This window comes from Luminiphilus sp. nBUS_07 (genome assembly GCF_051201685.1).
In the GTDB taxonomy this organism is placed as follows: Bacteria; Pseudomonadota; Gammaproteobacteria; order Pseudomonadales; family Halieaceae; genus Luminiphilus.
In genome coordinates, this window is the sequence record NZ_CP179213.1 from 296281 (window position 1) to 320915 (window position 24635).

The window sequence follows — 24635 nt, forward strand, 5'->3', positions numbered from 1 at the left end:
GAAGCGAGTTTTTGTGGCTTGTGTACAGCCTAGCGTCAATATTTAGCTCTGCTGAGGTGTGTCATGTTTGCCAAGTATTAGCCACAGCTGCCCAATAATAATAAACAGCGATCCACTAGATAGAAGAAAAGGGTCGATATACAGCAATTCATTAAACGCGAATTCCCCTTTTGAAATCTTCGCCCACCCCATGAAATTTTGGTTGACGGCAACGACTGCGCCCAAAAAACCGATCACAGAAGCGAAGTACTGCAGTATCCAATGGCGAGCGATGGGCAGGACCATGATTAACCCGAGCAGTAATATGACGGTGCGCTGTACCCTGCAGTAGGGGCAAATGTAGACCGTGCCGGCAAATTCCATCCCCCAGGCACCCAGCCCTATGAGAATGGCAACCAGGCCGAGGGTTCGCTGTCGGCGTTGCCAAAAATTCAGATCCAGTAGATTGATGTGCTGATCCTCCTGGTGGGGTGGCGAGATAGATTCGCTGACAATAGTTTAGAGGTGATTCCCCTTTTTGCAACCATCATCGCTGTCCTATCTACTAGCAACAAACCTTGTCGTAACTTCGCCTACTTACTTTGCCATCCAGCTATGGCTGCATCGACGAGTAAAGCTCGAACCTTGCTGGAGTCCCCTTTTACAAGAACTCAGTCATAGTGATTTCGTTGCTTACCAATTTTTCCTTCAGATGAGCCGGGGTTAGGTGAATAACCCGCGAGTGCGCAATGGATTAAATTAAATTGGCGTTAATGCTCAAGGTGACTCCGCTTGGGATACTGCTGAGAAAAATCTTTGGCTTACCACAGGGGCAGCAACCGCAGGGGTCCGTTGAATTGGGTGAGTCCAAGAGCAAACAGCTAGGGCCGTGGGGCAGTGCAACAAAGGAATGCTGATTAACAACCCTGAGCTTCAGCGGAAAGTCGCAGGGGCTCCTTCAACATAAGAGTCTGCTGATCATACTTTCTTTACGAATTGTGACTTCAGCTTCATCGCGCCTACGCCGGCGATCTTACAGTCGATGTCGTGATCGCCCTCCACCAAGCGGATATTTTTCACTTTGGTCCCTACTTTTACTACCAACGATGAGCCCTTGACTTTTAGGTCCTTAATTACCGTTACCGTGTCGCCGTCTTGCAGGGCATTGCCGTTGGCATCGACTATCGCCGGGCTGTCTGGGGTGTCAGTGGTTGAAGTATCTGGATGCCATTCGAAGCCACACTCGGGGCATACCAAAAGATCTCCGTCTGGGTAGGTGTAGGCTGAATGACACTTCAGGCATGCAGGGTGTTCACTCATGACACGGTACTCCGAGTGGGTGGCAGATTTATGAGTGATCTACCGTAATTGAATTTTGGAGTGCTAGGACGCGGGGAAAGCTAGGAGACGGGAAACGTTTGCGCTTTTTGATTGCTGCCATGGCGTAGGTTCCGCGTTCTCGTAGTGACTGATGAGCCATTTGTGCTAGATGTTACCGACCAAACCTTATGCTTCTTGGTGGAGATTATAAGTAAGAGGTTTTCAGCAACCATCCAGTTTGAGATCGGTATGCGTTCGCATCATCTCAACCATATCTGCTAGCCCCTCTTTAAAATGGCGAGGCCATCGGGGAGGGGCATAAAAATGCCTCGCTTGTCATTGCGAGGCGTCAACTTTAGGCCGCAGCTTGGCTTCCTTCGTCGGTCTGGTCTTCGCTCTCAGCGTTGGTTTCGGCTACCTGTGCTTCGAGATCTTTCACTTTTTGCTCTAGCTGCGTGTTCTCTGCACGAGCTTGGGACAAAGATTTTTGCAGCTTGTCTGCTGCAGTAGTTTTCTCCGCGAGTTTCTTTTTAGTGGCATCTAAGTTTTTACGCAGCCGCTGTGGATCGTATTTTTTAAGTTCTGCCAGCTCGGACCGTTCAGCAGCAAGGTCTTTTTGTAGAGCTTTCACACGACCCTTTGCCGCGGCGATCTCTTCTTTCATATTCTCCGAACGGTTGTGCAGTTCTCGGTTGCGTTGCTCTAATGCTTGGGCGTCTTTGGACTTTCCTGAGAGCTCTGTAATGGTTGTCAACTGAGTCGCAATGGTCTTTTCAAGCTCGCTAATTCGGGTTTCTAGCGCGGTTTTTTTGTCATCTAGCTTGGAGATGGCAGCGTCTTTTTCATCGAGCTTTGGTTGGTACTCGCCTCGAAGCTGGGTTTCCATTTCCATGAGTTTTTCTAGGTTGTTTAACGTCAGTTTGTCGTTCATTAATGTTCCTACTAATCTTGATGGTGGCTACGGTTTTTCGTTTTAAATCTGGCTACCCCTGTAGGTTGCTACGACTTTGTCGTTGGCCAGACACTTTCTGTCTTACTCACGGCTGCACCCATTGCGTATCTAGTCTTCGCGATGACTGTTGATGGGTTATGTCTCGAATCGACTCGTGTCAGGTGTTCAGTAGGACTTTGACCATTGCCTGCTCAATATTGAGCAGCAGGCGCACAACGTGTGGGTCGCAGAAAGTAATAGATTCGAAAAGCCGGCGCGAAGGATAACAGATTCGCGCAGATTCCACGAACCTACGAGTGAATTGAAGAGGTGAACTAGTGCCAACTATTGCTGGAGCCAAAGTTGTTGGTTCTAACCTCAAGTTCGAGGTTACGACTTGGCTCTTAAAAAGGGAAAGGGGGCAGGGAAAAAGTGTTCGGTGGATTGCTTTTCATCGGCGTGAAAGTTGTAAGGCGTCAACAGAGTCCTGATGATTTTTTGCCGCGGTAAAGTGCCAGTTTGAGTCCGCAGATCGCCCTACAAAAAAACGCCCACCCTCAAAGTCATGTTGGGTCTGCGCAAGCAATTGATTTTTTGGGTTTAGTAGCTGAGCGGGCAAAAAAAAGGCGCTCACAAGAGCGCCTTTTTTCTTTTACCCCGGTTTACTGTCCGAAGTTGTACTTCACAGTTAATCCGTAGGTTGCGGGCTGGTTGGGGTAGCCACTGAAGCTTCCCGCCTGTGCTACCGATGGGAAGGCTGACAGCAGGTACTCATCGTCATTGAGGTTGCGACCCCAAAGGTTGAACTCCAAACCGTTGTCCCAGCTCATACCAGCACTAGCATTGAACATGTTGACTTCCCGCGCAGCGATTGACATGGGAATGTTGTCGGCAACCTGCACTTCTTCTTCGTAAACGTGCTCTAGGCGTACGTATGAGTAAGCGCCAAGTAATTCGAAGTTGTAGGTAATGTTCGTGTTAGTTGACAGCTCTGGGATCCCTGAAGGCTGTTGACCCGACAGGTCCATGGGTCCGTTAGGACCTACTGCGCCTTGGAATGAGTCGTAAAGTGGATCCAGCCACGTGGCCGCAAACCCAATGCGGAGACCATCAACAGGCAACCAGGTGACATCGACCTCTACGCCATCGGTAGACTGCTTACCGGCGTTGGCCAAATTAAAGCCTGTGCCAGAGAAGACGTTAGACTGGAAGCCGTCGATTTCTTGCATGAAGATAGCCAAGTTCAGTGACACGGTGTCCCACTGACCTTTCAGACCCACTTCGTAGACCAGTGACTCTTCGGGGTCGGCACGACGCGTACCCACGGCGAAGTTTGCCGCGCCGGGTCCGAAGCCAACGTTTGGCAGGGCAGGATCGCCGTTTGCTAGCAGGGCGGCTACGTCAGCGGGAACAGGACCGGTGTCCTGAGACAGGTTCCATGATGACGCTTTGAATCCTGTGCTCACACCGCCATAGACATTCATGTCAGGGGTCAAGTCATAAGACAATCGCAGCGTATAAGTGGTATCGCTGTCGTCACTCTTGCCGTCTTCCACGGAGTTCGGGAACCCGACGACGGGCGGCAAAAACTGTGCAGCTTTCAGCGCGCCCAGGCCAAATGCGTCGAGTGGCAACGCGCCAAATAGGTTGTCACTGATTACCTCAGCACTGGCGTCTTTCTCTGACTGGGTGTAGTTCACACCCGCTGTAAGCGTCAAGGCGTCGGTCAGGTCGTAATCGACCTGTGCGAATAGCGATAGAGTTTCATCGTCAAGCGTGTACTTCTCTGACTGATTCCCCGTGCCTGTCGCGTAGAACGTGCCCGCAGGGAATCCCAGAGCAGCCTCGACGGCGCCAAGGGCGCCTCCGGTAAGGAAGTCTACGTATGAACGGAAATCAGCACCGAGGCCAAAGGTCTCATCTTGCTCGACTTCTTCATTGAAGTAGAAGGCTCCAGCCATCCATTGCAATGGGCCACTGCCTGCAGAGGTCAAACGCAGCTCTTGGGTAAAGGTGTCGATCTTGGTGCCTCTGAAATCTGCCGCTTCAGGCAAAATCAGTCGTGCGCTGGTGAAATCAACATCCCCTGATTGGAACTGATCAAGAGTTCTGTAGGCTGAGATCGAGGTCAGAGTGAAGCTGTCAAAATCGTAGTCGACGTGCAGCGAGGTGCCCTGAGTCTCAATTTCGTTCCTTGGGTCAAAATCAAGGTAGTTGGCGTAGGCGAAGGCGTCATTGGAAATCAAGTCACCGCCGAGTAATCGCACGATACCGCCAGTAGGGCCATCGACTAGGTTGGCAACACCACAACACACCTCATCGATTTCTTCTGCATCAACGATCAGGCGCATTTCTAAACGGTCAGTGGGGTTCCACAGCAGCTGGCCACGGAAGTTCCAGCGGTCCAGCTCGTTAGAGTCGGTACCCAGTTCCAAATTGTCAAAATAGCCGTCGCGCTCGTTCATGCTGCCGAACAGACTAAAAGCCACATTTTCTGACAATGGGCCCGTGACGTCGCCACGAATAATGGTTTGGTTGTAGTTACCTACCGTTGCGCCCACTGAGCCGCTGAAGCCATCAAGGTCGGGCTTAGCCGTCGTGACGCTGATAACGCCGGCGGATGCATTTTTGCCGAAAAGTGTGCTTTGTGGGCCACGCAAAACTTCGATGCGCTCAAGCTTGGGGAGGTCAGCCAGTGCGCTGCCTACTCGCGAGCGATAGACGCCGTCGATGAAAACACCCACAGATGGCTCGATACCGGCATTGTTTGCGCCGTTACCAAATCCGCGAATGATGAAGTTAGTTTGGGCGCTGCCCTGCAGCTGAGTGACGCGCAGGCTAGGTACTAGCGTTTGCAGGTCTTTGATGTCTAGGACCTGTGCTTGCTCGATGGTCTCAGAGGACACAACGGAAACTGCGATAGGCACTTCTTGCAGGGTTTGCTGGCGCTTAGCGGCTGTTACCACAACCTCCTCAAGCATACCGGAACTTTGGGCCAGGGCAGGGAGCGCCGCAGGAAGAGTCAATGCTGCGGCCGCAACGGCTTGCGGAAGCGCTTTGCGGAACGACTTTACGGATGATACTACCGACATGAACGGTTACCTTTATATGAAGTTTGTTTAAACGGCGCGCATTCTCTTTAAAGCTGCTTAGGTGGTCAATGTGAATCTTGCAGCCAATAAGATGGGGGAAGAACTTGTTTTGCCGAAATCGCCTTGGTTTACCAAGATTTTGAGAATGCTCAGGCTCGGCTATTTAATGCCGACCATCTATGACTTTAATTACGCATCGGTCATGAACCTGCAAAACCTCAGATTGCCCATTTATTAACCACTGAAATACGGCCAATTTTAAAGACGGCCCTAGCCTCTTTGAATCACGACATTACCAAGAGCCTACCTTCTATGCGGCAGATCATTTGCGTAACGGGCTATGGAAACTGGAGTGCTTGCTGGAGATGGACAGGGCGATTGCGAAAACGGTGATGTAGACTATAGGGCTATGCACCGAAACGTACCGCTAGGCGATTGACTCAGCAGTAAAAGATCGGGTGAATTATGGTCAAGCTACATTACAGCCAGGAGGCAGTCACGACCCATGCAACGATTTGAAGTGAACAGACAGGCATTTATTGAGTGGCGGGGGCAGGAGCAAACCAAACCAGTGTTAGTCGAAGGCGAGGTTCGACTCGCCATCGATTTTTTTGCATTTACCGCCAATAATCTGACCTATGCCGTTGCCGGTGACATGCTGGGCTATTGGAATTTCTTCCCAGTTGTCCCCGATGATGGATACGGCGTGATTCCCGTATGGGGATTTGCCGACGTCATAGAGTCCCGTTGCGATGAGATTTTGGTGGGCGAGCGGCTATATGGCTATTTTCAGCCCTCGGGTGAATTGGTGATCGCACCGACCAACGTCAGTTCTAGCGTGTTAATTGACGGTACGGCGCACCGACAGTCATTACCTGTTCTGTATAACCAGTATCAGCGCATTGCCAAAGGTCAGGGTGGGGGTTTGGCTGGGCGCCTTCAGGCATTGCTTGGGCCGTTGTATATGACTGGCTACGCTATCGCTGACCAGCTCGCAGTGAATCAGTGTTACGGCGCCCAGCAGGTGGTCATTGTGAGTGCCTCAAGTAAAACCAGCATTGGTTTGGCCGAAGCACTGGCTGAAAGTGATCAATCATCAAAGGTTGTGGGATTAACCTCACCGCAAAACGTTGCTTTTGTGGAGGGGCTTGGTGTCTACGACCAGGTTGTCGCTTATGACGCCATCGACTCGCTGTCGAATTCATCGGCAGTGGTTATCGACATGGCGGGCAGTGGTGAGACTGCAGAAAAATTGCGCGAGCACTTTGCGGATGAACTGAATTACTACATCAGCGTGGGTTTGACCCATTGGGACAAAGCCCGTGGTAGCAGTGGGGCGCCACAGGAGCGGCACGAGATGTTCTTTGCGCCTACCTACATTATAGAGCGCACGAAAGCCTTGGGCCCTGGTGAGTTTAATCGACGACTGCAGGGTTTTCTCGAGCGCGCATCAGCTAAAGCTGTGACCTGGCTGCAACTCAACGAGGTCGATAATGTTGAAGCTTTGGGGGCGTTGTATACCGACATCTGCGCTGGAATCATGGATCCATCAGAGGGCATTATCTGCAAGCTGTAGCCGCAGTGAGCCCTGGAGTGTTGCTAGACCCATAAACGGTGTGGGGTGACCGGGTTCCGGTATTACTCGTTCGCCTCACTGTGGCAGATCACGGAGCCACCCCGAGAGTGGCTGTTCGGTCACGCGGCGCGCGTCGTTTAGAGGATGGTGTCGGTACTGGTTTTCCTAAATTTCGTATTAAATCCTTCTAGTGGTAGTAAAAACCCACTTAACTATTGTCATAAAAGCAATAAAGTTATGCTTTGTTCCCTCTGTATTCGGAACAATAAATGCGATGTAATCTCGCGACCCCGTTCAGCGTGCCCGTTTTTTAAAACGTTCAGCGGCTGTTATCAACCGGCAGTTCAGTGTCACCACGGAGCAGCGAGAATTTGAACCCAACAGAAAAAATGAATACGCGTCGTGACAACCCCGTATACAAGCTGCTCAAAATAGTCTCAAACGTTGAGGCGAATGAAGTCAGAGCTTTAGTTGGCTCGTTTTTGTTTGTTGTTGTTCTAATGTCTGCCTACTACATTTTGCGCCCCGTGCGAGATGCGATGGCTAGCGACTGGACAGACGCCGAGGTGAGCTGGCTGTGGACGCTCAATTTTTTCATCAGCACTGCGGTGGTCGCGCTGTATGGCGTGCTTGTTTCGCATTTTCGGCTGCGGCTTCTGGTGCCGGCTATTTACGGCATCTTTGCGCTAACGTTCTTATCATTTTTCGTTTTAGCTTCCATCATGGACGATCGAACTCTGGTCGATAAATCGTTTTATGTGTGGGTCAGTGTATTTAGCCTTTTTCACATTTCGGTGTTTTGGAGCTTTATGTCAGACCTGTTCAGTAAAGAGCAGGCCGGCAGGCTATTTGGCATTATCGCCGCGGGGGCAAGTGTGGGCGGCCTAATTGGGCCATCAATACCCTCGTTTTTTTCGGCCTCCCTTGGCACAGATAATTTACTGTTATTGGCCAGTGCCATGCTGCTTGTGCCCATTCCAATTATTTTTTATTTACAGTCCCTTAAGTCATCAGACTTGCATAACGAAGGTCTAGCAGTAGCAACGCCTGAGGTCAAAATTGGGGGTAATCCACTGGCAGGCTTCAAGTTGTTTTTTTCTAATCCGTATCTTATGGCGATTGGGTTCTTTATTTTTTTATACACAGGCATTAGTTCTTTCGTTTATTTCGAGTTAAAGAATTTGCTGAGTGAGCTAAGCCGCGCCGACCGAACGGCGGTATGGGCTCAAATGGACTTAGCCGTCAATGGTCTTTCGATTGTCATGGGTCTGTTTGCAACGGGTCGAATCATCGGGAAATTTGGAATGCCCGTAGCCATTGCATTCATCCCGGTACTGATTTGTGCAGGCCTTGTTATTGTCGCGGTTTCCCCATTTCTCGGTGCAGTCGTGGCCTTACAGGTCATTCGGCGCGCCGGCAACTATGGGGTCACTAAACCGGCCCGTGAAGTGCTGTTTACAAGGGTCGACAGAGAAGCCCGCTTTAAGGCGAAGCCCGTTATCGACATCGTTGCCTATCGAGGCGGCGATATGCTGATGGCTTGGTTATTTACAGGCCTCACCCAGGGGTTGGGTCTGGGCTTAGCTGCCGTTGCCGCGGTCGGAGCCGGCATAGCGGCACTTTGGTCCCTTGTGGGCATTTACCTAGGACGATGGTTTGAGCAGGGAGAGGCTCAGCCAGCTGACGACTCAATGTGAGAAAAGCAATTCACCGCCTTATTGATTTGCGATGAATCAAAAATTTTTTAAAACACAAAACGGACTGCAACTATGAAGTATTTTTCAATAATCATGACCTTGACGATAAGTCTGGTTACCGCGATCACAGCTTATGCAGATGGTCATGGCGATCATACGAGCGCAGCGCCAAAAATGCTCAAATACACCGAGTTCAATCAAATCGGTAACCCGGCTGACGTAATCTATGTCAAAGAAGAAGCCCCCCGAGTTCTCCAACCGGGCGACGTCAGAGTCAGCGTTTTAGCAGCGCCAATTAACCCTTCAAACCTGTTACAGATTGCAGGCCAGTACGGTGTAGATGCTGTTTTACCAGCTAAGCCTGGTAGTGAGGGGGTGGGCCGCGTTATCGAAGTAACCCCCGAGGTGAACTATTTGAAGGTGGGGCAGCTTGTTTTGATCGTCAGTGGCGGCACCTGGAGAGATGAAGTTGTTGCTCCTGAAGCGGGTTTTCTGCCGCTACCCAGTATGGGTGACCTTCCCCCAGCAGTCATCGAACAGCTGGGCATGTCGGCGGTAAATCCGATTACCGCACTGTTAATGCTGACTTCCTTCGTTGATCTCAACGAGGGCCAATGGATTGTGCAAAGTGCTGCCAACTCAGCTGTTGGTGGTTACGTAATTCAACTCGCGAAGCAACGCGGTATCAAAACGATCAATGTGGTCCGCCGTGAGGGGCTTGCTGAGGAGCTCATGGCTAAGGGCGCCGATGCGGTGTTGATTGATGGGCCGGATTTAGCCGATCAGATCGCTCGTGCCACGGGTGGTGAGCCTGTCGTTTTGGCGCTTGACGCTGTTGGGGGAGATACCTACACCCGGCTGACCAACAGCCTCGGTTACGGCGGAACTATCGTGGCCTACGGTATGCTTTCAGGCAGACCTGCAAGCTTAAATACGGGTATGACCATTTTCAAAGATATCCGCAATCGAGGTTTTTGGCTCCAAAAATGGTACGAGACGGCTTCTATGGAAGCCAAGCAGGCAGCTTTTGGAAAAATTATCCCTCTGATTGCCACGGGTGTACTGAAGGCTGACGTTGATTCACGTTATGCGGTCGGTGATATCAAAGCGGCAGTCACTCGGGCTGCGCAAGATGGTAGAAATGGCAAGGTGCTAATTGTGCCAAACGTTGAGTAATAGCGCTCTTGAGTAAGAGTACAGTGCGCAGTGAGCATCGCCCTTAGTCCGGCGATGCTCATTGCCAATAAAAGCATCAGTCATTATGTGGTAAGCCGGTTAAATCTCAAGGCGATTGAATACGGCTGACCAAAAAGTCTACGGCAACCTTAACTTTAGGCACTGAATACTGCTGCTTCTGATACAGCAGGTATATGGCCAGATCTTTACTTTGGGTGACCCGTACTTTGGGCTTAATTATGAGCTCCTGCACCTTGCCGTTATCTAAATCGGCTTGCACCGACCACCGTGGTGTCATGCATATACCGCGTCCCGCAACAGCCTCCCTACGCAGCCAAGTGCTATTGTTTGAGATGGTTAAGGCCTTTCCCGACACGTCTAGCCATTGCCCATTTTCCTCACACATCCAGGGGTGAGGGCCATTCGGTGTGCGAAAAAAAAGGCCTTGGTGATCCCGTAAGTCGGTCGCGTGTTTGGGTGTTCCGTTTGACGCGAGGTAATCTGCAGAGGCGACCGGGATAAAGTCGTTGTCCATGAGGCGCACGGCCTGGACTCTCTCATTGGGGGCATAGCCGCCCCGAATGGCAATATCCACCTCGTCTCGCGAAAGCGTAGAAAGCTCATCACTAAAGCTCAGGTCTAAAATGATCTCTGGATAGAGAGCTTTAAACTCGTCGAGAAGAGGTATGAGGATTCTCTCACCGAAGGTCACCATGGTGCTAATCCGCAGAAACCCTCTGGGCGAGGCTTGATAGCTCCTGACAGACTCATCACTGCGTTCTAAATGGGCCAATACGTCTTGCACCTGTGTGTAATAAACTTGGCCAATCTCAGTGACTTGCACTACCCGAGTGGTCCGTTTTAACAGGTTCGCTCCAAGGCTCTTTTCTAAATCTACAATGCGCCGGGATAACGAGGAGGCCGGAACCGAGAGTGACGCGGCGGCCTTAGTAAAACTGCCGGTCTCGACCACTTTGCTGAAGTAACGCAAGGCCCTTAATTGATCCATGGTGGTGCCCTTAATAACGACATTATTATTGCCCTAAGAGCAATAGATTAACCTAATTACTACTCACTTCAGTGCGAGTAATTCCAAATTAAACGCAGACAGACAACAGGCCTACTGCGAACAAAGGCCCCGAAGTGGTGTCTGTCTGTCTTTGCTAAAACTAAGAGCGTCGACTTCCGGGTAGCGGTTGCTTAAAACCCTTGGGACGTGTTGTCTTTAATGCGGTTTAGGGTGTGAATTGGGGATTAAAGCAACAGTAGATGGGCTTTAGTAATATGTGACAAATCATAGAGTAAAGCTTTTAGATCACAGGGAGTTAGGGTAGTGTCACGACCTCTCGAAACTGCAGCGCTGCTCGCGCTGACAACATTAAAAATCCATTAAGAGGATATGAATCATGAAATTTGCACGATTGTTCCCTGTTTCACTCATTGCATCCTTAGCGCTGCTGCCGCTCACTGCCTTTGCTGGCCATCACGAAGCTGGCGAAACTGTTGTGCACGGTAGCGAGGCTGGAACGGTTTGGGCTTCTGGCGGTCGAGCCATGGTGGCCGAAATCGAGGGCGAGGTTGTCGCCGTCAACATGGACACACGAGAGGTTGTCGTGCAGGGTCCAGCGGGCAATTTCTTGACCTTGGCTGCCCGAGAAGACGGTGTAAATCTAGATAAGATTGCCGTCGGCGACACCATTGTGGCGGATTATGTGGTGTCTATCGAAGCAGAGGTTCGAGAACCCACGGCTGAAGAGCAGGCTAACCCATGGGTCGTCATGGGTGAGATGGGCAACACGACAAGTGACGCCCCCATGACGGCAGCAGGTGCTGCTCGCATGATTCGTGCGGTCTGCACTATCGAGGCAATGGACCGTAACGGTAATGTCACGATCAAAGATTCACGCGGCCACATGCACAGTGTCGGCGGTGTTGAATTGGAAAAACTCGACAATGTGCGCTTAGGCGATTCCGTAGTGATGCTCTTCACTGAGGCACTTGTTCTGTCGTTGAAAGAAATCTGATCTAAGCGCGTTTAAAGAAAACCCGGCCTCGGCCGGGTTTTTTTATGGCTGGATGTCAGTCATCACCTTGACGTATGAATGTTAGAAGGGCGGTCTTCAAGCGATCGGGCTACAAAGGTCGTGCTTTAACGATCGGATCGTTTGTGAGGCGATAAGGCGCCTAAGTGTGCCCAACCGCCCAACCGCAGAGACGCCACATAAAATTGGCGGGGTTCGTTAGGCTCTTGGGAGTTGATTCAATAGGGGCTAGTTTTTGTAGTTCCCAGCCCAGCCCAGTCAAGATTACTCCACAGAACTGCGAATTATTGTTAAATCCTGAGTAATCACCGAACCGATCGCCGCATGAGAAATATGAGATCTGGGAAGGCCAAGTTGTGAAGCTATGGTCTCGGCGGCAGCAATACCGGTGCAGTGTCCCCCCATCATGAGTTCTAGTCCTGCTTTTTCCAGCCAATCTGCCGTTTGATTTAAGACCTGATCACTCGCGCGCCAGAGGTGGAAGCCACCGACGATTGAATAGATCGGAGCGTCCTTGATTTCCTGCAAAACTTCTCCGGTGTTAATGAGACCCGCATGGCCACAGCCAGAGGTCATCAACCAGCCTTTAGGTGTTAGGTAGCCTAGAGACTGATCATCCATGATGAGATCCGGGGTCGCCTCCCCGTCGATCTCAATAAAAAGGCCCTTTGGTCCGTTATAGGTTTCAATTTTTCTGGGAACCGGTCCTGTGAGCCACAGTGCTGGCGCTATTTCGGCTGGACCTTCGATTTCAATGAAGTTAATGCCGCGCTTTTCTGCTTCGTTTCTAAATGTTAAGGCAGAGGTAAATGCACCGGGCCCAACACCTACGCCTGTATCGGTTAGACGTTGACTGAAAAATCCCTTGGCCACATAAACGGTGCTCAGTGCTTTTGGGTTAGAGCCAGAAAAATAATCGCGCAGCACTAACAAGCCGCCGGTGTGATCGCTATGAAAATGGCTTAAAACGACCTTCTCGACGCTTGAAAGATCGACCCCTAAATGAAGCACGTTGTGTAATACCGTGCCACTTTTAAAACCTGTGTCAAACAAAACTGATTCTTCTTCGCCTTCGAATACCGCCGAAAAACTCCATTCGCCTAGGCCACCATAGTCGGAGATATTGGTGGCTAGCACCGTAATTTTGTAGGGGTTTGCGAGGGCGATACTGGAGGCAACGATGCTTAAAAACAGAAAAACACAGCGCTGGACTGCAAGGGTATAGCGGCATTTACTTGTGCGATCCATCATATTTGACCCTCGAGCTTTATTACGGACTTCCTGGGTTACGGAGTTTTTAGCATGTTCAGTGTAAACAGGCCTTTAAATCGTTGCGGTGCGCTGTTAGTGCTCATTGGGCGGTGATTAGCCCACCTTGCAACGCCCGCACCTTCGAAAACAACGCTATCGGTGATGAAGCAGTTCCGACGCCACAAGGTCAAGTAGCTCCCGGCGTTTATCCCCTTCCTGCAGCAAATCGTCTCGATTGCAAAACGCGATTGCCGAAATATCATTTTCTGGAAATCTGGTATACAAAGCGCGAAACCCTACCCATGATCCGGTGTGAACGTGTGCGGGTATCCCTCTGAATTGGCCAACCTCAATTCCAAACCCATAGCCCGCGCCCTCGTCGAGAAGGTAACTCGTCATAGTTTTCTTGGTAAGAGGATGAGGCTCAAGCAGTAAATCTCGTAGCGCCATACCGCCGGGGATATTGCCGGTTTTAAGCGCCTGATCCCATTTGATGAAATCATTTAAGGTCGTGTAAACGCCCCCATCCCCCACCCAATCTAAATTGGTCATTAAAATTTCGAAGCTGCCAGTATTCGTTGGCGTGTAGCCATCTGCCCGATGGGGCACAACGCCATTAACGTTGTCGTTGAAGAATGTCGCAGTCATGTTAAGGGGGCCAAATAGCTCTTTGCTGGCAAATTCTCTGAGTGTTATGCCGCTGACCCGCTCGACCACCTGACTGAGCAGAAAATAAGCGATGTTTGAATATTCAAAACGCTGCATAGGTGCAGCGGCGAGCGGTTGATTTCGGGCGCGCTGATAAAACTCATCAATCGTCCAGTAGTCTTCGTTGCCGAAACGGAAAGCTTTGCCCGGTGCTATTTCATAGGCCCCTGTCATTTCGTAGTCACCCATGCCTGAAAGGTGATGAATCATTTGCCGGATGGTAACTTTGGCGTTGTACTCCTTAAGGTCAGGCAAATATTGATGGATGTCGGCATCTAAGCTTAGGACTCCACGATCTGCCAGAATGGCAACTGCTGTCGCCGTAAATTGCTTGGACACCGATCCGATGCGAAAAACCGAGTTGCCGCTAATGGGAATGCCATGCTCAAGGTTTGCTGACCCATAGCCTTTGGCATGAATATAAGCACCGTTTTGAATCACGCCAATGGCGCAGCCCGGGACATCAGGAGCATCGTAATCCGCGAAAATGGCATCAATATCTGCTGAGAGGCTTGGAATCTCAGCGCTCCATGTGAGGGCCGCGGAATTTAGCGCAATCAATAATCCGAGTAGCCGTTTAAGCATCTTCATTCCCAAAGCAGGGTTGTTTGCAAAAAGGACATCCGTCTCTATTGCTTTTCAGAGATTAACTGGACTCCAACGCAATGTGAGTGTTGACCCATAACAGTATGCGCGAGGTAGGGCAGGTGGTGTGGCAGAAAATAATAAAACCTGGTTGGCGTCGCTAAAGAAAAGGGGGCTCAGGCCCCCTTGAAGAAAACGCCATTCACGCGCTCTTTACGATTTATCCCACCGCGCAAACAAAAATACATAGACGGTTAGGCAAAGGTTAATCGCTATTTGAACCAGTGATAACGCCATCATCCAACCCGGTGGGTCAATCGTCTCACCAATCGGCATATTCCCTGATGTCAGCACTTGTGTTGCCGACGCAGAGCCCTCTGCAGCCATACCACTTAGCGTGGTTAGCATCATGAAAAATGCATTTTGCGCCGCCATGGTAAAGAACGTCAGCATGATCACGCCGATTAATGCAGAGACCATTGCAGCACCACGGATAGCACTGGAAAAGTTTCTGAATAAGTAAGCGACTACGACGACACACAAAGGCATTAACACGCCACATAAAAACAGCGTAGAGAAAATCGACCGATTCATTCCCATGAGACCGTACAGTTCTATTTCAGACATTCTGAACCCCCAGTAATTATTATTAAGTTCTCAAAGTACCCTATGCCTATGAATTAGCGATTGCAATGTACGGTCTGAGACGCAGCTAACGTTTTCAGGGAAATCCTGAGTTCATTTATGGTGTTATGTTTATTAGCTTGAAGTGTCGTGCGCTTGGTGGAAAAGACGTTTTTTTATATACAACTTGGCGCTTGATGAAAATCTTACAAACCGACACTTTTATTGTTAATGCTCACACCGGCACTTGGGGTTAAGTTGTTGCCTTGTTATTATCCTTGTCGTTCGGACAGGAAGAAGTCGGCTGTATGCCGGTGCCGAAGGAGCAACCGCCCCGGTAAACTCTCAGGCAAAAGGACCTTCTGAACTTCAAACTCTGGAGAGTGGCGCACCAGCGCACGCCGACGGGATAACGATCTCAGGCAACAGGACAGAGGGGGCATCGAACGCCGTGCAGTGGGCAGGCGTTATCGGTGCCGGGTTGACCCCGGCTCACGGGGAGATCCATGAGCAATTTAAAGCAGTTGCCGCTTCACGCTATGCACCTAACCGCGGGTGGAAAATTTGCGCCTTTCGCAGGCTACGACATGCCTGTGCAATACACGGCAGGCGTGATGGCCGAACATTTGCATACTCGTTCGAAGGCAGGTTTGTTTGATGTCAGTCATATGGGTCAGCTTAAACTCCCGCTGTCGGCCATCGATGCTCTAGAGACTTTGTTACCTACAGATATTCATGCGTTGCCAATTGGACGGCAGAGTTACAGCTTGCTCACCACAGCGTCCGGGGGTGTCTTGGACGATCTTATGATTGCACGGCGTGCGGATGACTTCTTATTGGTGGTCAACGCTTCTCGACGCGATGCTGACCTTGAGCACCTTAATCGCCATGTTGAGGGCATTGTTCCGGTTAATGATCGAGTGCTGCTCGCGCTACAAGGACCTTGTGCGGAGGCAGTCATGATGGCCCTTCTGCCTGGCGCTGTACAAATGCGTTTCATGGATGTGGCGGTGATGCAGTGGCAGGCCCATGAAATTTGGATTTCTCGCTCAGGCTACACCGGAGAGGATGGGTTTGAAATTTCCATACCCTTTAATGCTGCGGAAGGCTTTACTCATGCTCTGCTGCAAAATGAGGACGTCGCACTGTGCGGCCTTGGCGCACGTGACAGCTTACGCATGGAGGCAGGTATGCCGCTCTATGGTCACGAGCTGGCTGAAGATATATCGCCTGTTGAGGCGGGCCTCTCCTGGGCCATTCATCGTTCAAGACGCGCCACGGGAAAATCTCCGGGGGGATTTCTCGGTGCGGATCGCATCTTAGGTGAACTCGATCAGGGAGCGCCCCGGCGCCATATTGGTCTGTTGCCGCAGGGTCGAGCACCGATCCGCGACGGTGTTTTACTGTACGACGCCCCTGACGGCAGCGAGCCTCTTGGGGTGATCACCTCTGGGGGGTTCAGCCCATCCAATCGCGCGCCCATTGCCATGGCGCTAATTAAATCCGAAGTAGACCCCTGCGCACCTATTTTTGGTGAGGTCCGTGGCAAACGGCTCGAAGCAAGACAGGTCGCCCCCTTATTCCACCAGCCCAACTACAAGCGTTAACACAAGGAATCAACCGCAATGCCTTTTACGCCCGAAGACTACAACCCCTATGATTTTGCCAACCGGCGACACATTGGTCCCTCTCCCAGTGAGATGGCCGAGATGTTTGAGGTGTTGGGTGTCAGTGATCTTGATGAGCTGATAGAGCAAACGATTCCCGCCAACTTTCGGCAGGCCCAGCCGCTAAATTTCGAGGAGCCGCTATCAGAGCGTGAATTGATTTTTAAGATGCGGCAGGTGGCGGCTAAAAATAAGGTCTTTACCACCATGATTGGCCAGGGTTTTTATGGCACCGTCTGCCCACCGGCGATTCAACGTAACATTTTGGAGAATCCCGCTTGGTACACGGCCTATACACCTTATCAACCCGAAATTTCTCAAGGCAGATTAGAAGCCCTGCTAAATTTTCAGACGGTCGTATCTGACCTCACGGGATTGGAAGTCGCCAATGCCTCTCTGCTTGACGAAGCAACCGCGGCGGCGGAAGCGATGGTCATGGCACAGCGGGTAGCCAAGTCTAAAGCTCGTGGCTTTTTTATTGACGAGAACTGTCACCCGCAAAATATTGCCGTGATGCAAACGCGTGCTGAGCCACTCGATATCGATATCATTATCGGTGCTCCAGAAGAACTTGATGCCAGCACGGTTTTTGGGGGTATCTTTCAGTATCCGGGCACTTACGGACATATTCGCGATTTCTCTCCACAAGCCGAGCAGTTGCAGGCGGCTAAAGCGATTACCGTTATTGTCGCCGACCCCCTTGCACTGACCTTGTTAAAAGAGCCCGCTGCCATGGGTGCCGACATTGCCGTGGGGTCTACCCAGCGGTTTGGTGTGCCCATGGGTTGCGGCGGACCTTCAGCGGCCTATATGGCATGCAAAGCGGCTTACAAGCGCAGCATGCCCGGAAGAATTGTCGGTGTATCAGTCGATGCCGAAGGCAACACAGCCTACCGCCTCTCCCTGCAGACTCGCGAGCAGCACATTCGGCGTGAAAAGGCGACCTCTAACGTTTGCACTGCTCAGGCACTGTTGGCCAATATCGCCAGTTTTTATGCTGTGTTTCACGGTCCAGAAGGACTTAAAGCCATCGCTCAAACCGTGCACTGCAAAACCGTTTGTGTGGCCCGCGGACTTGAGGCTCATGGTTTTTCTGTAGAGCCCGCGACGTTCTTTGACACGATTACGGTTGAAGTTGGCGCGTTTCAGGGCACGATTATCGATGCTGCCCGCCGCGAGCGTATCAACCTGCGTAAGGTAGGCGACACGCGTGTGGGCATCTCTCTTGACGAAAGCACGCTGATCCATGTGATCGAGCGTTTGTGGCGCGCGTTTGGCATTCATGACAGAGACGCCGAACTCACCCGCGATTATCGGTTCGATGATGCACTTATTCGACAGACTCCGTATTTAACGCATCCCATATTCCACTTAAATCGGGCTGAGACAGAAATGATGCGTTATATGCGACGGTTAGCCGATCGTGACCTCGCCCTAGACAGAGCAATGATCCCGCTCGGCTCCTGCACGATGAAACTCAATGCTGCCGCGGAAATGCTGCCCATAACTTGGCCAGAATTTGCCAACATACATCCTTTTGCTCCTGCAGATCAGACCCAAGGTTACGCTGAGCTCACCCAAGACCTCAGCGCCAAACTGTGCGAGATCACCGGCTACGATGCCATGAGCCTCCAGCCCAACTCAGGTGCTCAAGGCGAATACGCAGGCTTATTAACGATTCGGGCCTATCATCGCGCGAGAGGTGAGGCTGAGCGCAATATTTGTTTGATTCCCGTGTCAGCTCACGGCACTAACCCCGCTTCAGCACAGATGGTGGGTCTGGACGTTGTTGTTGTCAGGTCTGCTACCAATGGTGATGTTGATGTGGCCGATTTCCGCGCTAAGGCACAGGCGGCTGGCGACCGTCTTGCGGCCTGCATGATCACCTACCCATCTACTCACGGCGTTTTTGAGGAGACAGTGACAGAGATCTGCGACATCACCCATGAGTACGGCGGGCAGGTTTATATCGACGGCGCAAACATGAACGCCATGGTCGGTTTGGTCCGGCCGGGTGATATTGGCGGTGACGTGAGCCACCTAAATTTGCATAAAACCTTTTGTATTCCTCATGGAGGCGGGGGTCCCGGTATGGGCCCTATCGGTGTAAAAGCACATTTGGCACCTTATCTTCCCGGCCACTCAGAGACAGACTGCGACGGGGCTGTCAGTGCTGCACCTCTCGGATCGGCGTCAATACTGCCCATCTCTTGGGCTTACCTATTAATGATGGGCGGGGAGGGGCTTACTCAGGCAACTCGGGTCGCTATTCTGAACGCCAATTACATTGCCAAACAGCTTGAGGATGGCTTCGACATACTCTTTAAAGGTTCGGGCGGGCGTATTGCCCACGAGTGCATTCTCGATACGCGCCCTTTCGCGGAGTCCGCAAATGTCACGGTAGACGATATTGCCAAGCGCCTGATTGATAACGGTTTCCACGCACCGACGATGAGTTGGCCAGTGTCAGGGACTCTCATGATTGAGCCCACTGAAAGTGAGACTAAGGCTGAACTCGATCGGTTTATTACCGCGATGAAATCGATAAGAGAGGAGATCGCCACAATTGAGCGGGGTGAAATGGCGATTGACAACAACCCGCTTAAACACGCGCCACACACCGTTAATTCACTCATGGGTGATTGGGACCGTCCCTACAGTAGGGAGGTGGGTTGTTTTCCGCCGGGAAGTTTTCGCATCGATAAATACTGGTCTCCCGTTAGTCGAGTCGACAACGCCTACGGGGATCGACATTTCATCTGTACCTGTCCGCCGCTAGAAGATTACGATCAAGACAATGAAGACCACTTAGACCGCAAGGTGGCGTTATCAGCGAAATGATTACTGTCGCTTTATTACCTCGCCCTGAGTGCGTTACCGTTTGAGCGTCAGGGGTCGGCTTAACGCGGCAGTGTTTGACCGTTGTCGTGGCCGTGAATTAGGGGGCAAAAATTGGGGCAGAAAGCGTTGACGGTTCACCGGGAGGGTGCAGCATTTATGAAGCGTTGGAGAAGCCATTTGAGCTGTCGCCTGTTGCGAGTGCTGTTGGGTATGGCAGCGCTGGTGTGCTTAACAATGGGTCAAATAACTGTGGCCAGCGAAGCCAGTGCCGAACACAGGTCAACAGTGCTAATTACGGGTGCTAACCGTGGGATTGGTTTGGCCTTGGCCAGGCATTTTCATCGACAGGGTTTTGCGGTGATAGGCACTGCGCGTAAGCCCAAAGAGGCCCTCGAACTCAAAGCCATTGGGGTCGAGGTACACCAGTTAGACATCACTGATCCAGCGAGTGTTGACTCTTTAAAGTCCAAACTCGATGGCCGTGAGTTGGATATTTTGCTCAATAACGCCGGAATTGGGGGGCACAGCACTCCTGAATTGAAGGATCTAAATATTGAAAGGTTGGCAACTACTTTTAATGTAAATGCTCTCGGGGCGCTGAGAGTCATTCAAGCTCTGATGCCCAGCATGAAAATGGGCTCGCGCAGAGTCGTTGCGAGTATGAGTAGTCGTATGGGGAGCATCCAACAAAATACGGGCGGGGCAATTGGTTATCGTGCCAGCAAGAGTGCCCTTAATAGCATTAATAAATCTCTGTCGAATGAATTCGCAGAGCAGGGCTTTATATTTGTCGTGTTGCATCCGGGTTGGGTAAGAACCGACATGACGAATGACAGAGCCACGTATTCGACGGAGGAAAGTGCTCAGGCGCTTTTTAAAGTGATCACCGGACTGTCGAAGCCAGATAACGGTCAGTTTTATGACTTACATGGTAAATCGATAGCTTGGTAGTGCTAAGGAGCCGCTGCTGTCTGACGCTTGGCTGATCCCTGTTGCTGCGGGTTCTGTGATGAATTCTTGAATTGCGGATTAAGATAAGGGTTCTCATGTTGCTGTATCTAAAGCACGAATAGGCTTTTTGGAGTCGATTGACTGGCTCATGTTAGAGTTTTCTGGGTGACACCATTTTGCTGGAGACATCATGCTTAAGTCGAAACTGTTAGCCCGCACTACAGCCCTCGCATTGATTTTGTTTTTCTCGGACCTTGGCGTTGCAGAAACGGCGTTATGGCGAGATCTTCCCCAGAAACAGGTCGCACCTGAGGTGTTAACGCTACAACAGCGCGAGCTAACTGCAGAAGCTCGATATCTAAGGATTGATCGCGACGGTTTAACTGCCCGAATCAATGCGGGCTTAGCATCTGGGGGCCGTGCATTTTTACTGGAGCTGCCTGTTCCGGATGGGGGGTTCAGAGCATTCGAATTCCAGCGGGCTGGGACTATGAGCCCTGCTCTGGCACGCAAATTCCCCCATATTCAGGCATTTTCAGGGCGCTCGATTGGTAAAGGCGCGGCAACTGCCCAGATGGAGCTTACCCCCGCCGGTTTGAGTGTGCAGGTGCTTGATGCCAATGGTCGATGGATGATTGAACCGCCAGATCAATCTGACAGTGCCAAAGTCGTAAGCTATTTCGCGCGTGATGCCAAGGGACGCGATCAAACGTTTCAGTGCGGTGTCACGAATCACAGTGACCGAGACCATGGGGGTGGCAGCAGGAAATCAGCCCGCGCAGAATTCGCAGCGCGGTCTTCACGCACCCATCAATCTCGATCGAGAGGTGAGGAATTAAGAACCTACCGATTAGCCGTTGCAACGACGGGTGAATATGGTGATTACCACGGTGGCACGGTTGAGGGTGCCCTCGCTGCGGTGGTCAAAGTCGTTAATCGTGTTAACGGCATTTTTACTGCCGAGATATCAGTCGCTTTTGAATTAGTCGAAAACAATGACGCCATCATTTTTACGGATCCCGAAACGGATCCTTTTGAGGGCAACGATGACACTTTTGTACTCATTGACGAATCGCAAGCGGTGATCGACGAAATTATTGAATCAGAGAATTACGATATCGGTCACACTTTTGGAACTGCCGGGGGAGGGTTAGCCGGAACAGGACCTTGTAACGACGAGTACAAAGCCAATGGTGTTACCGGTGGCTATGAGGGTGATGCTTTTGCGGTTGATTACGTGGCCCATGAGATGGGTCATCAATTCAGCATGGACCATACCTTCAACTCTAGCGCTTCTAATTGCGTTGAACAGCGCTCAGGAACTGCGGCCTTCGAACCAGGTTCGGGCACGACGATTATGAGTTACTCGGGGATTTGTTCTCCCGACAACATTCCCCAACCCGGTCTGGTCGGTAAACCTAACTCTGCTGACCCTATGTTTCATTCCTACAGTTTTGAAGAGGCGGCCGACTACGTAGAGGGTTATGGGAGCACTTGTGGGGTAGTGAGCGCCACCGGTAATACCAAGCCGACAGTATATGCGGGCGTAAACCATACGGTGCCCGCCAGTACGCCGCTAGTGATCGAGGGGTCGGGTTCGGACGCCGATGGTGACAACGTTACATTTTCCTGGGAGCAACGAGACCTCGGTCCGGCCGCAGCTTTAGCCGCTCCCGATGACGGGGCCATTCCCCTCTTTAGGACCCTTGCTCCCGTGGATACTGCCACGCGGTATCTGCCGCAACTTTCAACGGTGGTTTCGGGGGCGTTCGATGACGCCGAAAAGCTACCCAGCAAGGCTAGAAGTATGGTTTTAGCACTGACGACTCGGGATGACCTAGGTGGCAGAAATTCTGACTCGACGGAAATCACGGTTGTCGCTGAGCCACTGACGGCAAAGTCATTTTCGGTGGCGGAACCTGATTTAGGTGGGTCGCTGGGCCGCAGTGGCACGGTCCGATGGAATGTAGGCGACACCGACGCGGCGCCTATTTCTGTTCAAAAAGTCGACCTTTACCTATCCACCGATGGTGGCCAGTCTTTTCAAAGCACGCCCTTCGCGACAACGACGAATGACGGATACGCGCGGGTGGAATTTCCTTCTGGAGTGAAGACCGATTCGGCCCGCTTAATGGTGCGGGGACGCGATAACATTTTCTACGATGTGTCAGATGCAGATTTCTCCTTAGATAGCAGTGCTGCTGCTACACCTGAAGTGCCAGCACCTGAAAACGTGTCAATGTCTGCGGCTAGCAATACAGCAATAGACATCGCTTTTTCTCCCGGGGTCGGTGGCGGCGTAAATTATTACAACGCCGCCTGTGTTGGTGATCCCCAGTCTGCTGCTTTCTCTGGTTCTGCTGTTGCTGGCACCGACTTTAATTACGAACAATCGACTTCTTCCTCCATACAGGTGGCGGGAGGAGGCTCGGTTTCACCCGAGGGCGTATCGATAACCGTGGATATCACGCATTCCTATCGGGGCGACGTTATTATCGAGCTGACTTCGCCTTCAGGAATTACAGCGGAGCTGAAGGGACTAGATGGCGCCGACTCTAGTGACGACGTCAATGAGACTTATTTTGTAAGTGGCGTGTCGGGTGAGCCCATTGCTGGAGAGTGGCAATTAACCGTGAGCGATGGCTTTGAAGGAGACGACGGTGTTTTTAATGGCTGGAGTCTTTCTGGCACCGGGTTGACACCCCCCCGCACCGTGGAGGGGTCGGCAGCCCCGGAGGTATCTTTTGACGATACAAGCCCTACTACCTCACAGATTCAGTTAATCGCTGAGGGTGATGTCTCCCCTGATGAGTTTGAGGTGGAGGTCAATATCACCCATAGCTACCGAAGTGATGTGGTGCTGGAACTCGAGTCTCCAAGTGGCAAAAGGATCGCCTTAAGACAGCCTGTGGCTGAGGATAATGGCGACAATGTGATTGGCATCTATCCTCGAACGCTCAGGCCCGAGACGCCATTTTCCGAGCTTTCAGGTGAGTCGTTGTCAGGTTTGTGGTCTTTACATGTTTCCGACCGTTTCCCCAGTGACGAAGGCGTCCTAAACAGTTGGAGTATTGGCCAGCAGCAATATACCTTTTTTGGAGAGGGAACAAGCTCCCCGGTCCGTGTTAACGCGCTGCCGACTAACAATACCTTCACGTGTCGCATTGCCGGAGTGTACAGCGGCGTTTCACCCTATCGACAAAGCGAGTCCAAATTGGCCGGTGAGCTGGTTCTGGGTTCGCTCCCCACAGCTCCTGGCGATGCTCAAGGTATGTTTTCCAACCTTTTAGAGGTGATTTTAGGCATCAGGTCATCGGCTTCTGGTGCTGATGACTCAAAAGCAGAAGATGGTGATAGCGAGGAGAAGGTGGAATTGGCCGGTGAGCTAGTTCTAGACTCGCTCGCCAGAACTTCCGGCGATGCTCAAGGCGGGTTCTCCAACCTTTTGGAGGTGATTTTCGGCATCAGGTCATCGGCTTCTGGTGCTTATGACTCAAAAGCAGAGGATGGTGACAGCGAGGAGAAGGTGGAATTGGCCGGTGAACAGGTTCTAGACTCGCTCGCCAGAACTCCCGGCGATGCTCAAGGCGGGTTCTCCAGCCTTTTGGAGGTGATTTTTGGCACCAGGTCATCGGCTCCTGGTGTTGATGACTCGAAAGCAGAGGATGGTGACAGCGAGGAGAAGGTGGAATTGGCCGGTGAGTTGGTTCCAGACTCGCTCGCCAGAACCCCCGGCGATGCTCAAGGCGGGTCCTCCAACCCTTTGGAGGTGATTTTCGGCATCAGGTCATCGGCTTCTGGTGCTGATGACTCGAAAGCAGAGGATGGTGACAGCGAGACGGAAGCTAAAGGGGAGGGGGCGTCGGCTAGGGGCTTAGGTTCTCCAGAGGCGATACCTCTGTTTGGGGCTTTGGGGTCGGCCTTATTGATTCTGTTTGTTGGGTTAATGGGCTGGCGGGCGGGCCGATCTGGCGGCCACTGATGCCGCCCATGTATCGCTCATACAGGGCTGTTTTGCGGCCCAACCATGCGAACTAAACAGCTAATGCTGCGGGGTAAAAACCGCAGCATGGAAACGCATGCCCTGCGAACCGTGTCTGCCACACTAGTCGCACGCACTGTGTATGCACCTACCGCCCTATCCGAACAGGGTGACATGCCGGGTCTGGGGTTCTGAGCCGAAGGCGCGGTCTTG

The 24635-nt window shown here is 51.6% G+C and carries 17 protein-coding genes and 1 riboswitch; of the genes, 8 read left to right on the top strand and 9 right to left on the bottom strand.

The window, feature by feature from the left end; genetic code table 11:
• Positions 1-42 precede the first annotated feature (42 nt).
• The 5 genes from ACMAZB_RS01400 to ACMAZB_RS01420 all read right to left on the bottom strand — a co-directional run bounded on the left by ACMAZB_RS01400 (position 43) and on the right by ACMAZB_RS01420 (position 5322).
• A complete protein-coding gene (locus ACMAZB_RS01400; RefSeq protein WP_435218940.1) occupies positions 43-363 on the bottom strand; it encodes a hypothetical protein in 321 nt (106 codons plus the stop codon).
• Positions 364-957: 594 nt separating this feature from the next.
• A complete protein-coding gene (locus tag ACMAZB_RS01405; protein ID WP_435218942.1) occupies positions 958-1299 on the bottom strand; it encodes a zinc ribbon domain-containing protein YjdM in 342 nt (113 codons plus the stop codon).
• 355 nt (positions 1300-1654) lie between these two features.
• Entirely contained in the window at positions 1655-2191 is a 537-nt protein-coding gene (locus ACMAZB_RS01410) for a hypothetical protein (protein ID WP_435220107.1), read from the bottom strand.
• Positions 2142-2252 carry a DUF4023 family protein gene (locus ACMAZB_RS01415; RefSeq protein WP_435220108.1) on the bottom strand — a complete coding sequence of 37 codons (111 nt, stop codon included), beginning with the start codon at positions 2250-2252 and terminating at the stop codon, positions 2142-2144. The genes ACMAZB_RS01410 and ACMAZB_RS01415 overlap by 50 nt, the downstream gene beginning before the upstream one ends.
• Positions 2253-2892: 640 nt before the next feature.
• Positions 2893-5322 carry a TonB-dependent receptor gene (locus ACMAZB_RS01420; RefSeq protein WP_435218944.1) on the bottom strand — a complete coding sequence of 810 codons (2430 nt, stop codon included), beginning with the start codon at positions 5320-5322 and terminating at the stop codon, positions 2893-2895.
• 505 nt (positions 5323-5827) lie between these two features.
• On the opposite strand from ACMAZB_RS01420, the gene ACMAZB_RS01425 reads away from it, so the two are divergent.
• From ACMAZB_RS01425 to ACMAZB_RS01435, 3 genes are all read left to right on the top strand, one after another.
• Complete coding sequence (locus ACMAZB_RS01425) at positions 5828-6898, top strand: DUF2855 family protein (protein WP_435218946.1); 1071 nt, start codon at positions 5828-5830, stop codon at positions 6896-6898.
• A 389-nt stretch (positions 6899-7287) separates the two neighbouring features.
• On the top strand, positions 7288-8595 hold the full coding sequence (locus tag ACMAZB_RS01430) for an NTP/NDP exchange transporter (protein WP_435218948.1): 1308 nt from the start codon (positions 7288-7290) through the stop codon (positions 8593-8595).
• Positions 8596-8667: 72 nt separating this feature from the next.
• The gene (locus ACMAZB_RS01435) at positions 8668-9771 is read left to right on the top strand and encodes a zinc-dependent alcohol dehydrogenase family protein (protein WP_435218950.1); all 1104 of its coding nucleotides are present in this window, start codon (positions 8668-8670) and stop codon (positions 9769-9771) included.
• A gap of 106 nt (positions 9772-9877) precedes the next feature.
• Here the strand turns inward: ACMAZB_RS01435 and ACMAZB_RS01440 are convergent, their stop codons facing one another.
• Positions 9878-10780, bottom strand: a complete 903-nt coding sequence (locus ACMAZB_RS01440; RefSeq protein ID WP_435218952.1) for a LysR family transcriptional regulator — start codon at positions 10778-10780, stop codon at positions 9878-9880.
• A 397-nt stretch (positions 10781-11177) separates the two neighbouring features.
• Between ACMAZB_RS01440 and ACMAZB_RS01445 the strand changes: the two genes are divergently transcribed.
• Positions 11178-11795 (top strand): hypothetical protein, encoded by a 618-nt coding sequence (locus tag ACMAZB_RS01445; protein ID WP_435218954.1) that lies wholly within the window; start codon positions 11178-11180, stop codon positions 11793-11795.
• Positions 11796-12077: 282 nt separating this feature from the next.
• On the opposite strand, the gene ACMAZB_RS01450 is transcribed toward ACMAZB_RS01445, so the two are convergent.
• The 3 genes from ACMAZB_RS01450 to ACMAZB_RS01460 form a co-directional block, all read right to left on the bottom strand.
• Positions 12078-13064 (bottom strand): MBL fold metallo-hydrolase, encoded by a 987-nt coding sequence (locus ACMAZB_RS01450; protein ID WP_435218955.1) that lies wholly within the window; start codon positions 13062-13064, stop codon positions 12078-12080.
• 153 nt (positions 13065-13217) lie between these two features.
• Positions 13218-14357, bottom strand: a complete 1140-nt coding sequence (locus ACMAZB_RS01455; RefSeq protein WP_435218957.1) for a serine hydrolase domain-containing protein — start codon at positions 14355-14357, stop codon at positions 13218-13220.
• A 213-nt stretch (positions 14358-14570) separates the two neighbouring features.
• The gene (locus tag ACMAZB_RS01460; RefSeq protein WP_435218959.1) at positions 14571-14984 is read right to left on the bottom strand and encodes a hypothetical protein; all 414 of its coding nucleotides are present in this window, start codon (positions 14982-14984) and stop codon (positions 14571-14573) included.
• 278 nt (positions 14985-15262) lie between these two features.
• Positions 15263-15351: riboswitch (glycine riboswitch) on the top strand.
• A 136-nt stretch (positions 15352-15487) separates the two neighbouring features.
• Between ACMAZB_RS01460 and gcvT the strand changes: the two genes are divergently transcribed.
• The 4 genes from gcvT (at position 15488) to ACMAZB_RS01480 (ending at position 24422) form a co-directional block, all read left to right on the top strand.
• Positions 15488-16588, top strand: coding sequence for a glycine cleavage system aminomethyltransferase GcvT (gene gcvT, locus ACMAZB_RS01465; protein WP_435218961.1), 1101 nt, complete (start codon positions 15488-15490; stop codon positions 16586-16588).
• A gap of 18 nt (positions 16589-16606) precedes the next feature.
• Positions 16607-19489 carry an aminomethyl-transferring glycine dehydrogenase gene (gene gcvP / locus ACMAZB_RS01470; protein ID WP_435218963.1) on the top strand — a complete coding sequence of 961 codons (2883 nt, stop codon included), beginning with the start codon at positions 16607-16609 and terminating at the stop codon, positions 19487-19489.
• A gap of 156 nt (positions 19490-19645) precedes the next feature.
• Complete coding sequence (locus tag ACMAZB_RS01475) at positions 19646-20440, top strand: SDR family oxidoreductase (RefSeq protein ID WP_435218965.1); 795 nt, start codon at positions 19646-19648, stop codon at positions 20438-20440.
• A gap of 190 nt (positions 20441-20630) precedes the next feature.
• Complete coding sequence (locus tag ACMAZB_RS01480; protein WP_435218967.1) at positions 20631-24422, top strand: proprotein convertase P-domain-containing protein; 3792 nt, start codon at positions 20631-20633, stop codon at positions 24420-24422.
• Positions 24423-24635 lie beyond the last annotated feature (213 nt).